The 11,172-nt window shown below is 66.6% G+C and carries 13 protein-coding genes; 6 read left to right on the forward strand and 7 right to left on the reverse strand.

Going from position 1 to position 11,172, the window contains the following annotated elements:
• The first annotated feature begins 5 nt into the window (after positions 1-5).
• Positions 6-1,388 carry a HAMP domain-containing sensor histidine kinase gene (locus AC07V5_RS22090; RefSeq protein WP_495117859.1) on the forward strand — a complete coding sequence of 461 codons (1,383 nt, stop codon included), beginning with the start codon at positions 6-8 and terminating at the stop codon, positions 1,386-1,388.
• Here the strand turns inward: AC07V5_RS22090 and AC07V5_RS22095 are convergent, their stop codons facing one another.
• Genes AC07V5_RS22095 through trpS form a run of 3 tightly spaced genes read right to left on the reverse strand, consistent with a single transcriptional unit; the run spans position 1,389 to position 4,140 of the window.
• Positions 1,389-2,732 (reverse strand): MATE family efflux transporter, encoded by a 1,344-nt coding sequence (locus AC07V5_RS22095; protein ID WP_495117860.1) that lies wholly within the window; start codon positions 2,730-2,732, stop codon positions 1,389-1,391.
• Positions 2,729-3,139, reverse strand: coding sequence for a DUF3717 domain-containing protein (locus AC07V5_RS22100; protein WP_495117861.1), 411 nt, complete (start codon positions 3,137-3,139; stop codon positions 2,729-2,731). Before AC07V5_RS22100 ends, AC07V5_RS22095 begins: the two co-directional genes overlap by 4 nt.
• On the reverse strand, positions 3,136-4,140 hold the full coding sequence (gene trpS / locus AC07V5_RS22105; RefSeq protein WP_495117862.1) for a tryptophan--tRNA ligase: 1,005 nt from the start codon (positions 4,138-4,140) through the stop codon (positions 3,136-3,138). The genes AC07V5_RS22100 and trpS overlap by 4 nt, the downstream gene beginning before the upstream one ends.
• 37 nt (positions 4,141-4,177) lie before the next feature.
• Here trpS and purN point away from each other — a divergent pair, with 37 nt between their 5' ends.
• Entirely contained in the window at positions 4,178-4,810 is a 633-nt protein-coding gene (gene purN, locus AC07V5_RS22110) for a phosphoribosylglycinamide formyltransferase (protein ID WP_495117863.1), read from the forward strand.
• Here purN and AC07V5_RS22115 read toward each other — a convergent pair.
• Positions 4,803-5,447, reverse strand: coding sequence for a DUF1345 domain-containing protein (locus tag AC07V5_RS22115; RefSeq protein ID WP_495117864.1), 645 nt, complete (start codon positions 5,445-5,447; stop codon positions 4,803-4,805). The two genes, purN and AC07V5_RS22115, sit on opposite strands and share 8 nt — an antisense overlap.
• A gap of 35 nt (positions 5,448-5,482) precedes the next feature.
• Here AC07V5_RS22115 and AC07V5_RS22120 point away from each other — a divergent pair, with 35 nt between their 5' ends.
• The 3 genes from AC07V5_RS22120 to AC07V5_RS22130 all read left to right on the forward strand — a co-directional run bounded on the left by AC07V5_RS22120 (position 5,483) and on the right by AC07V5_RS22130 (position 8,685).
• Positions 5,483-6,745 (forward strand): RsmB/NOP family class I SAM-dependent RNA methyltransferase, encoded by a 1,263-nt coding sequence (locus AC07V5_RS22120; RefSeq protein WP_495117865.1) that lies wholly within the window; start codon positions 5,483-5,485, stop codon positions 6,743-6,745.
• Between the two features lie 130 nt (positions 6,746-6,875).
• Positions 6,876-8,090 carry a DesA family fatty acid desaturase gene (locus AC07V5_RS22125; protein WP_495117866.1) on the forward strand — a complete coding sequence of 405 codons (1,215 nt, stop codon included), beginning with the start codon at positions 6,876-6,878 and terminating at the stop codon, positions 8,088-8,090.
• Positions 8,091-8,190: 100 nt separating this feature from the next.
• Complete coding sequence (locus tag AC07V5_RS22130) at positions 8,191-8,685, forward strand: DUF3016 domain-containing protein (RefSeq protein ID WP_495117867.1); 495 nt, start codon at positions 8,191-8,193, stop codon at positions 8,683-8,685.
• A 90-nt stretch (positions 8,686-8,775) separates the two neighbouring features.
• On the opposite strand, the gene rpmG is transcribed toward AC07V5_RS22130, so the two are convergent.
• The 3 genes from rpmG to trxB all read right to left on the reverse strand — a co-directional run bounded on the left by rpmG (position 8,776) and on the right by trxB (position 10,335).
• Complete coding sequence (gene rpmG, locus AC07V5_RS22135; RefSeq protein WP_056274272.1) at positions 8,776-8,946, reverse strand: 50S ribosomal protein L33; 171 nt, start codon at positions 8,944-8,946, stop codon at positions 8,776-8,778.
• A gap of 34 nt (positions 8,947-8,980) precedes the next feature.
• Complete coding sequence (gene rpmB, locus AC07V5_RS22140) at positions 8,981-9,214, reverse strand: 50S ribosomal protein L28 (RefSeq protein ID WP_495117868.1); 234 nt, start codon at positions 9,212-9,214, stop codon at positions 8,981-8,983.
• A 161-nt stretch (positions 9,215-9,375) separates the two neighbouring features.
• Complete coding sequence (gene trxB, locus AC07V5_RS22145; protein ID WP_495117869.1) at positions 9,376-10,335, reverse strand: thioredoxin-disulfide reductase; 960 nt, start codon at positions 10,333-10,335, stop codon at positions 9,376-9,378.
• A gap of 161 nt (positions 10,336-10,496) precedes the next feature.
• Here trxB and AC07V5_RS22150 point away from each other — a divergent pair, with 161 nt between their 5' ends.
• On the forward strand, positions 10,497-11,165 hold the full coding sequence (locus AC07V5_RS22150) for a Crp/Fnr family transcriptional regulator (protein WP_056196243.1): 669 nt from the start codon (positions 10,497-10,499) through the stop codon (positions 11,163-11,165).
• Positions 11,166-11,172: the final 7 nt, after the last annotated feature.

An 11,172-nucleotide genomic window follows, 5' to 3' on the forward strand; every position in this document is an offset into this window, starting at 1 on the left:
CTGGCTTGAAGTCACTCTACGTCCGCATCTACCTGACGCTGGTAGCGCTGCTGCTGGCCTTTGCCTTCGGCTCGGCTTGGCTGTTCCAGCGCCATATCGAGCAGGAGCGCGGCAACGTCGAGCTGGCGGCCGGGGAGCGGTTGAACGCGATGGCGGCGTTGCTCAAGCTCGCGCTGCCGCCGGTCACGGCGCCGCGCGAGGAGCAGGCGGCATCCTTTGCGGACTGGGGCCAGCGGCTGCGCATGCCGGTGGCACTGGAAGATGCCGACGGCAAGCGCATCGCGACAACGCAGATGTTCCAGCGCCGTGTGGATGACCCTGGTGCCATCGTCGTCAGCGCCAACCTGGGCGACGGGCGCAGCCTGGAGATGGTGCGCAGCGTGCGCCCGCCAGGTCCGCAGGGCAGTGCTTCCGGCCCGGGCGGCGGCGGTGGCCCCGGCGTGCGCCTGCCTCGCGGGGACGAAGGTCCCTGGACCGGCCCCTGGCTGCACCGCCCGGTGTCGCCCGGCGCGCCGGCCGTGTCGACGCTGGCCGTCGTGCTGGTGTTGCTCTTCATCGGCGTCGCCGTGGGCGCCTACCCGGTCGTGCGCCGGCTGACACGTCGGCTCGAAGCGCTCAAGCGTGGTGTCGAGAAGTTCGGCGCAGGCCATCTCGGCCATCGTGTCGACGACGGCGGCCGTGACGAGGTGGCCGCGCTGGCCACAAGCTTCAACCAGGCCGCCGCCCGCATCGAGACGCTGCTGCGCTCCCACCAGACGCTGCTGGCCAATGCCAGCCACGAGCTGCGCTCGCCGCTGGCGCGGCTGAAGATGGCTTTTGCGATGCTGGACGACGCTGCGCCGGCGCAGCGCCAGCGCCTTGCGCACGAGATCGACGTCAACATCGCCGAGCTTGATGCCCTCGTCGAAGAGGTGTTGCTGGCCAGCCGACTGGAAGCCGGCAGCTCGGTTGGCGACACCTACGCCGTCGAACTGCTCGCCCTGGGTGCCGAGGAAGCCGCCCGCGCGGAAACCGCCTTCGAGCCCGAGACCGACTCCGCACTTGTGGACGGCCAGGAGCGCCTGCTGCGCCGCGCGCTGCGCAATCTGCTCGACAACGCGCGCCGCTACGGCGGGCCCGAGGTGGAGCTGGCGCTGCGGCCGGCGGCCGGCGGCTACGAATTCGTCGTGGCTGATCGTGGCCCCGGCGTGCCGGCCGAACTGCGCGAACGCATCTTCGAGCCCTTCTACCGCCTGCCCGGCCACGCCGAGATGGCGGGCGGCGTGGGCCTCGGGCTGAGCCTGGTCAAGCAGATCGCCGAGCGCCACGGTGGCAGCGTGCGCTGCCTGGCGCGCGACGGTGGCGGCAGTCGCTTCGTGCTCTTCCTGCCTGCGACGGCGAAAAGCTGATCAGCGGTTCTCGTTGAAGACGCGCTTCAGCAGCAGGCTGAGCAACAGCGCGGCGGCCAGCAGGCCGGCCGTGGCTGCCTGCCAGAAGCCCAACGCACCCTCACCGTGGGCGCCGAAGGCCAGGAAGTAGCCGCCGCCAATGCCCAGGCCCCAAAGTGCCACGACGTAGATGACCATCGGCAGCGTGGCGACCTGGTAGGCGCGCAGCACGTAGGCGGCCACTGTCTGCATCGCGTCGCCGAGGTGGAAGAACCAGACCCAGACGAGCAGCGGCAGCGCGGCCGCTGCCGTCGCGGAATTGGATGTGTAGAGGGCGACGATAGGCTCGCGCGCCAGTGCGACGACGGCGCCGACGGCTGCCGCGGTCAACGCGGCCAGCGTCATCGCATGCCGGCCGACGATGCGCGCCTCGCGCTTCTCATCCGCGCCGAGATGCTGGGCGACGAGGGTGCCGGCGGCCGTGGCCTGCGCTAGCGCGATCATGAACATCATCGCGACGAGGTTGACGGCGATCTGGTGGCCAGCCACCGGCGTTGCACCCAGGCGCGCGATGAAGAAGGCCATGAAGGTGAAGCCCGTCACCTCGACGAGGATGGAGCCGCCCATCGGCAGGCCCAGCTTCACGAGGGCCGCGAGCTCTTGCCAATGCGGCCGCGTCTGCCAAAGATGCGGGATCTTGAAGGGCAGGTAGAAGGCATCGCGCCTGAGCAGCAGCATCGCGGCACCGGCCTGGCCGATCAAGGCGATGGCCGTTGCCCAGCCGCAGCCGGCCACGCCCATCGCGGGAATCGGGCCCCAGCCGAACACGAGGATGGCGTTCAGCGGCACCTTGGCGGCCAGGCCGGTGAGCTGCATCGCCATGACGGCCTTGGGCCGGCTGACGGCGGTGGAGAAGCCCCGGAAAGCGGTGAAGAGCAGGGCGGCCGGCAGCGCAAAGGCCTCGGGCCGCGTGTAGGCGCGCACCTTGGCGGCCTGGACGGCATCGAGCTGGGCCAGCGCGGTGAAGGGATCGGGGAACCACAGCGCCAGGCAGCCCGGGATGCACAGCAACACCGACAACCATTGAGCCTGCACAAAAGTGCTGCCGGCTCCGGGCAGATCCTGGGCGCCGAACTGCCGGCCCGAGATCGGCGCGACCGCGAGGATGACGCCCATCAGGCCCACGAAGATGGTCACGTAAGCCGCTGAGCCGACGGCCAGCGCGGCCAGGTCCTCGGGGCTGACGCGGCCCATCATCAGCGTGTCGATGGTGCTGAACATCATCACGGCGATCTGGCCGATGAGGACGGGCCAGGCCAGTGGCACGAGGCGGCGAACGCTGTCGCTGAAGCGGATGCGGGTCATTTCTGTGCGCGTTCGGCGTAACGGTTGAAGCGCCAGGCCGTGCCTTGCTGGCTGATGCGCTGCCAGACGATGCGCTTCTCGAAGGGGCCGAGCGCCGGCCAGTGCTGCACCTCGTCGAAAGTGCGGCCACAGCCCTTGCAGATCGGGTCACCCTGCGCCGTGGAGCAGATGGCGATACAGGGCGAATCCGGCGTGGTTTCGTACCAGGCCAGCCATGCGCTCAGGGCCTTGTCGCTCAGTGCGTCGACGTCCAGCTCGCTGACACGCTGCCACGCCAGCAGCGCGTAGGCCTCGGCCAGCGCACGCACTTCCGGGGCGGCGCTGATGCCATCGGGCGACGGCGAACGCTCGCGCCACCAGTTGATGGCGGCTTCGAGGTCGGTGACATGGATCGTTTCGAGACTCAAGCGACCAGCCCCATGGCCGCGCGCACCTCGCGCAGCGTCTTGCGCGCGACGGCTCGTGCGCGTTCGGTGCCGACCTCCAGCGTCCACTGCACCTGCTGCGGGTCCAGCGCCGCGGCGCGCTCTCGCCAGGGCGCCTGCTCTCGCTGGATGGCCTCGATCAGCGGCTGCTTGCAGTCCAGGCAACCGATGCTGGCCGTGCGGCAGCCGCTGTCGCAGGCTGCGCGGGTGGCGTCGTCGCTGTAGATCTGGTGCAGCGGCCAGACGGGGCAGCGGGCCGGGTCGCCGGGGTCGGTGCGGCGCACGCGCTGCGGGTCGGTCGGCATCGTGCGGATCTTGACGGCGACGGCCTCGGGCTCGTCGCGCATCGCGATCGCGTTGTCCAGGCTCTTGCTCATCTTCTGGCCGTCCAGACCCGGCACGCGGGCGGTTTCGGTCAACAGCGCCTGGGGTTCGACAAAGATCGGCGCGGCCTCGGCATAGAGCCGGTTGAAGCGGCGTGCGACCTCTCGCGTCACCTCGACGTGGGCTGCCTGGTCTTCACCCACCGGCACGCCAGCGGGCTTGTAGAGCAGGATGTCAGCCGCCTGCAGCAGCGGGTAGCCGAGGAAGCCGTAGGTCGCCAGCTCGGGGTCGGCGGCGACCTGGTCCTTGTAGCTCGGCATGCGCGCCAGCCACGAGGAAGGCGTGCACATGGCCAGCAGGGTGAACAGCTCGGCATGCTCGGGCATGCGGCTTTGCAGGAAGAGGGTGCAGCGCTCGGGGTCGATGCCGGCGGCCAGCCAGTCGGTGACCATCTCGTAGACGTGGCGGGTCAGCGTCTCGCCGCTCGGGCGCTGGGTGGTGAGCGCATGCCAGTCGGCGACGAAGAAGAAGCAGTCGTGCGTGTCCTGCAGCCGCACCCAGTTCTTGATCGCACCGTGGTAGTGGCCGAGGTGCAGGGCGCCGGTGGGGCGCATGCCCGACAGGACGCGCTGGCGGGTGGGGGAGGGTGTCGTCGACATGGGGCGCGGATTGTCGCTCCCCTAAACTGCCACCCCCATGAAGCGACTGGTCATTCTGATTTCCGGACGAGGCTCCAATATGGAGGCCATCGTCAAGGCGTGTTCCGCTGAGGGCTGGCCGGCGCAGATCGCCGCCGTCATCAGCAACCGGCCCGATGCCGGCGGCCTGCAGTTCGCGGCCGAGCGCGGTATTGCGACGGCCGTCGTCGACCACAAGGCCTATGCCATCCGCGAGGATTTCGACGCCGAGCTGGCCCGCGTCATCGATGGCTTCACGCCCGATCTCGTCGTGTTGGCCGGCTTCATGCGGATCCTGACGCCGGGCTTCACGGCCCGCTATGCGCGCCGCATGCTCAACATCCACCCGTCGCTGCTGCCGGCCTTCACGGGCCTGCACACGCATGAGCGGGCGCTGGAGATGGGCTGCAAGATCGCCGGCGCGACGGTGCATTTCGTCACCGCCGAGCTGGACCACGGCGCCATCGTCATGCAGGGTGTCGTGCCGGTTCAGCCGAGCGACGACGCCAAGACGCTGTCTGCCCGCGTGCTGACAGCGGAGCACCGCATCTACCCGCAGGCGGTGCGCTGGTTTGCGGAAGGTTCGCTGGTGTGGGACGGCGAGGTGGTGCGCCACCGCGACGGCGCGGCCCAGCAACTGCTGCTCAGCTGATCAGGCCGGCCAGGATGTTAATCGACAGCGCCAGCACGCCGGTGTTGAAGACGAAGGCCAGCAAGGCTTGAAGCAGCACCAGCCGGCGCATCGGCCGCGCGCTGACGACGACGTCCGAGGTCTGCGACGTGGCCGCGACGGTGATCGAGAAATACAGGAAATCGCCGTAATCCGGCGGGCCGTCGTCGCCGGGGAACTCCAGGCCGTGATCGGCCTTGCCCTGGCGGTGGTAGAGGCTGGCGTAAGCCAGGCCGAACTCGACTGGCAGCAGCAGCCAGGAGCCGGCCACGGTCGTCAGCGCCAGCAGCACATAGCGCGAGTCATGGGCCTGCTTGGCCGCTTGCAGCTCCAGCGTGATCGCCGCCAGGCTGGCCAGCGCACCCAGCACGGCCAGCATCAGCATGACCGGTATGCCCTCGGCCAGGCTGCGCGCGGAGCGCTGGACGTCCGCCGCGCCCGCCTTGCACAGCATCATCCACAGCACCAGCGGCAGGTAGATCCAGACCACCAGATTCCAGCCGATGAGGGCTCGCGTCATCACTGGCAACGGCCCCGGCCAGAAGGCTGCCAGCGCGCTGCCCAGCAGGATGGCCATCAGCAGGCGAGGGCGCAGACGCAACTGGGTCCAGAGGTTCATGCAGGGTGGCGGGGCGGGCTTGGGATAATGCGGCGATGCATCCTAATGCCCTCCTGGAGCTGTGCGCCGAGCTGATCGCCGTCGTCAACCAGCTCGAAGCCCCGGCCGACTCCACCGTCTCGGCCTTCTTTCGTCAACACAAGAACCTCGGCCAGCGCGAGCGCGCCTGCCTCGCCGAGACCGTCTACGCGCTGCTGCGCGAGCGAATCAAGTTCCAGAATCTGGCCCAGAGCGGCAGCGGCTCCATGCACCGCCGACTGGCCATGCTGGCCTGGCGCGGCAATGTCGGTTTCCTGCGTGGGGCTCTCAGCCCTGCCGAACAGCATTGGCTGGAGCAGGTTCAGGCCATCGACCCCATGAGTCTGGCGTCCAAGATGCGCCACAACATGCCCGAATGGTTGGCGGAGCCGCTGCGGGCCCGGTTGGGCGAAGAGGAGTTCTGGAAGCTCGCCACCGTGCTGAACGAACCGGCGCCGCTTGACCTGCGGGTCAATGCGCTCAAGCTCAAGCGCGAGGAGGCCCAGGCCCAGCTCAAGGCCGCCGGCATCGACGCCGTGCCCACGCCGTATTCGCCCCTCGGCCTGCGCATCGACGGCAAGCCGGCGTTGAACAAGCTGGAGCTGTTCACCAGTGGCGGTGTCGAGGTGCAGGACGAAGGCAGCCAGCTGCTGGCCCTGCTGCTGGCACCCAAGCGTGGCGAAATGGTGGTGGATTTTTGCGCCGGCGCGGGTGGCAAGACGCTGGCCCTGGGCGCGGCCATGCGCAACACGGGGCGGCTCTACGCTTTCGATGTCTCCGGCCACCGACTCACGGCGCTCAAGCCGCGCCTGGCACGCAGCGGCCTGTCCAACGTCTACCCGGCCCAGATCGCCCATGAGCGCGACGACCGCATCAAGCGACTGGCCGGCAAGATCGACCGTGTGCTGGTCGACGCCCCCTGCTCGGGCCTGGGCACGCTGCGCCGCAACCCTGACCTGAAATGGCGCCAGTCGCCCCAGGCCGTGACCGAACTGCAGGCCAAACAGCGCGCCATCCTGGCCAGCGCCGCCCGCCTTGTGAAGCCGGGTGGCCGCCTCGTGTACGCGACCTGCAGCCTGTTGGAAGCTGAAAACGAGGTCATTGCGGCGGAGTTCGCGGCAGCTCATGCCGATTTCCGCCAGCTTGATGCCGCCGAGGCGCTGGCAAAGGCGCAGGTTGAACGCGCCGGTGAACTGACGGAAGAGGGCGCGCTGCGCCTGTGGCCGCATCGACATGCCACCGACGGCTTTTTTGCCGTCGCGTGGGAGCGGGCGGCTTGACCGGTATCAAAGACCGCGTCGATTCACACGCTGACGCCCGAATGCGCGGGGCCAACCCCCTTGTTTTTGGGGAGGTGCCCCTACAATTGCGTTTCCTTTGCATGGCCCTTCTGGCCGAGGTCTTGGACGAATGAACGAAATCCTGAATGCGCTGCTCAACTGGCTGGGCGATGGTCTGCTCAACGCCAGTGGCTGGCAGGTGTTGGCCTTCACCCTGGTTGTGACTCACATCACGATCTGTTCGGTCACTATCTTCCTGCATCGTGCTCAATCGCACCGTGCGCTGGAACTGGGCCCGATTCCGTCGCATTTCTTCCGCTTCTGGCTTTGGCTGACGACGGGCATGGTGACCAAGGAATTTGTCGCCATCCACCGCAAGCACCATGCCAAGTGCGAAACCGAGGAAGACCCGCACAGCCCGCAGACCCGTGGCCTCAAGGCCCTGCTGCTGACCGGCGTCGAGCTCTACCGCGCCGAATCGCGCAACATGGAGACCATGCGCAAGTACGGCACCGGCACGCCGGACGACTGGATCGAGCGCAACCTGTACACCCGCTTCTCCTGGCAGGGCGTGGCGCTGATGCTGATCCTGGACCTGCTGATGTTCGGCGGCATCGGTGCGACGGTCTGGGCCATTCAGATGGCGTGGATTCCGGTCTGGGCGACGGGCGTCATCAACGGCATCGGCCACTACTGGGGCTATCGCAACTTTGAAGCGCCCGACGCGTCCACCAATGTGGTGCCCTGGGGCATCCTGATTGGCGGTGAAGAGCTGCACAACAACCATCACACCTACCCGACGTCGGCCAAGTTCTCGGTCAAGAAATACGAGTTCGACATCGGCTGGGCTTACATCCGTGCGATGGAAATGGTCGGCTGGGCCAAGGTTCGCAAGACGGCGCCCAAGCTGAGCCTGGGCGAGATCAAGCCGGCCGCCGATGCCCGCACGCTGGAGGCGCTGATCGCCAACCGCTACGAAGTCATGGCGAGCTATGCCCGCGGCCTGAGGGCCGCCTGCGCAGCCGAACTGGCCAAGGTCCAGGCTGATAGCGGTAAGCACAGCGAGCGTTTCGCCCAGTTCAAGCAAGCTCAGCGCTGGCTGCACCGTGACGAGGACCGTATTCCGGTCGCCGTGCAAGGCGATCTGGCCAATGCGCGAGCCGCCAGCCCGGTGATCGACAAGCTGGTGACGATGCGCGAGGAGCTGCGTCAGATGTGGACGCGCACGAACGTGTCGGCCGAGCAACTCGTTGCCGACTTGCAGGCTTGGTGCCGTCGTGCCGAAGAGAGTGGCATTGCCGAGCTGCAGGCCTTCTCTATGCGCTTGCGCGCCGCTCACGCCTGAGGCGAGTTTTCGCAGGTGTAAAGGGCGCCCCTTCGGGCGCCTTTTTCATTGGTCTGGCCTAGACTTGGGGCATGCAGTCGCTGACTCAAGGAGGCTTGCCATGAAGACCTGTTGGATCACCCTGGCCGTGATGGCTCTCGCATCCACCGCCGCACACGCTGACGTGCAGGTGAACTTCATCAACCCCGAGAAGTTCTCGGACACGAAGGACAACAACGGCTTCCGTCAGCCGGATGTGCTCAAGGACATCGAGGCCCACCTCGTGGCGCAGGCCGAGAAGCGGCTGCCGGGGCGTGACGTCCGCTTCGACGTGTCGGATGTGGATCTGGCGGGTGAGGTCGAACCCTTTGTATGGCGCGGCCAGTGGCTGCGCGTGATGCGCACCATAACGTCGCCATCCATCGAGCTGAGCTATGAGATCCGCGAGGGTGGCAAGGTCGTGCAGCAAGGCAAGACGCGCCTGCGCGACATGAACTATCAGGACGGCTTCAACGCCTATTACAGCGGCGACTCGCTGCGCTATGAGAAGCGCATGATCGACCGCTGGATGCAGCGTGAATTCAGCCCGACCGTGGCTGCGGCGCCTAACCGCTGAACTTGCAGCCCAAAATGAACAAACCCGCCAGCGTTGCCGCTTGGCGGGTTTTTCTTGCTGGGAAGGCCGGCGATCAAATCGCCGAGCGCGTCACTTCAGCTTGATTTCCTTGTACAGGACATGCTTGCGCACCTTGGGATCGAATTTCATGAATTCGAGCTTTTCGGGCGTGGTCTTCTTGTTCTTGTTCGTCGTGTAGAAGTGACCGGTGCCCGCAGTGGACTCCAGCTTGATCTTCTCGCGGCCGCCTTTGGATGCCATGGTCGTATTCCTTCGTTAGGTCAGTGAGCGACGATCAGAGCGCGTTCTTGGCGCGCAGATCGGCGACGACTTGGTCGATGCCGACCTTGTCGATCAAACGCAGAGCAGCGTTCGTGATGCGCAGGCGCACCCAACGATTTTCCGATTCCACCCAGAAACGGCGGTATTGCAGGTTCGGCAGGAACCGACGCTTGGTTTTGTTGTTGGCGTGGGAAACATTGTTCCCGACCATGGGCTTCTTGCCCGTGACTTGACAGACGCGTGCCATGACGCTTCTCCGGTTTGACTTATCTGACCAGCCTCCCGACTTCGGGAGGCCCTTTGATCGCAAATGCCTGCTATTCCTCAGCTGAAAGCTTTGGATGCGATCCATCCGGCAGGCAAGCCCGCGAGTGTAGCGGAAAACCCGCAAACCCGGAAGGGCCTTGCTCAGCCGGCCTCCTGATCCAGGAAACGCTGCGCGTCCAGGGCGGCCATGCAGCCCGTGCCGGCGCTGGTGATGGCCTGGCGGTAGACATGGTCCTGCACGTCGCCAGCAGCGAAAACGCCGGGCACGCTGGTCATCGTCGCGAAGCCGGCCAGGCCGCTCTTCGTGATGATGTAGCCGTCCTTCATCTCCAACTGACCCTTGAAGATGTCGGTGTTGGGCTGGTGGCCGATGGCGATGAAGCAGCCATGGACGGTGATCTCCGCCTTGCTGTCGTCCTTCACGTTATGGGTGCGCACGCCGGTTACGCCCGAGGCGTCGCCCAGCACTTCGTCCAGTTGCTGGAAGAGGTGCAGCTTGATCTTGCCGGCAGCGGCCTTCTCCATCAGCTTGTCGACCAGGATGGGCTCGGCGCGGAACTTGTCGCGGCGGTGGATCAGGTGGACGGTGCTGGCGATGTTGGACAGGTAAAGCGCTTCCTCGACAGCCGTGTTGCCGCCGCCGACGACGCAGACTTCCTGGCCGCGATAGAAGAAGCCGTCGCAGGTCGCGCAACCACTGACCCCGCGGCCCATGAAGGCCTGCTCAGAATCCAGGCCCAGGTATTTGGCGGAGGCGCCCGTCGCGATGATCAGCGCGTCGCAGGTGTAGGTGCCGCTGTCGCCGGTCAGCGTGAAGGGGCGCTTGGAGAAGTCGACCGCGTTGATGTGGTCGAAGACGATCTGTGTCTGGAAGCGCTCAGCGTGCTCCTGGAAGCGTTGCATCAGCTCAGGCCCCTGCACGCCCATCACGTCGGCCGGCCAGTTGTCGACTTCGGTCGTCGTCATGAGCTGCCCCCCCTGGGCCATGCCGGTGATCAGCGTGGGCTTGAGGTTGGCACGGGCGGCATAGATGGCGGCCGTGTAACCGGCGGGGCCGGAACCGAGGATGAGCAGGCCGTGGTGTTGGGTTGTAGCGGTCATGACGGGTCAGTTGAGGGCGTTCTGGAGGCTCGCAAGGGTGTCTTAGGGGTGAACCCCGGCCTAACCCGATGCGGCGAAGCGTGCCGCGTGTGCACAATGCACGCCATTTTAGGCAGGCGCATTTCTTGCCGCCGGCCTGGGTCCAAACCGGGAGACTGCATATGGCGATGATTTCCAACCTCGACCTGATCCGCCGGGTTCCGTTGTTCTCGATGCTGACCACCGATCAGGCTCAGTCCATCGCCGACAGCGTCGTGAAGCGCCGCTTCAAGCGCGGCGAACTGATCGTCGAGCAGGGCACCAAGTCCAACGCACTTTTCATCCTGCTGAACGGTCGCGCCCGCGTGCTGACAGCCGACCACCGGGGCCGTGAGGTCATCCTGGCCGTGCTTCAGTCGGGCGACTACGTGGGCGAGATGAGCCTCATCGACAACGAGCCGCACTCGGCCACCGTTCGCGCCGAGGTGCAGACCGACATGCTGGTGCTCGGCCGCCTGGAGTTCGCGCGCTGCCTGCCGGAGAGCAGCAGCCTGTCCTACGGCATCCTGCGCGGGCTGGTGGCGCGGCTGCGCAACGCCGACCGCCAGATCGAGTCGCTGGCGTTGCTGGACGTCTACGGCCGCGTGGCGCGCACGCTGCTGGACATGTCCGAAGATGAGAAGGGCATCAAGCTCATCCGCGGCAAGGTTTCGCGCCAGGACATGGCCAAGGTCGTCGGCGCATCGCGCGAGATGGTCAGCCGGGTCATGAAGGACCTGGAAGAGCGCGGCGTCATTGAAACGCTTGAGAACGGTTCGGTGGTCATCAAGGAACGCCTGACCCACGATTGACGGTGAC

It is taken from the genome of Roseateles sp. GW821-FHT02E12, assembly GCF_059421665.1.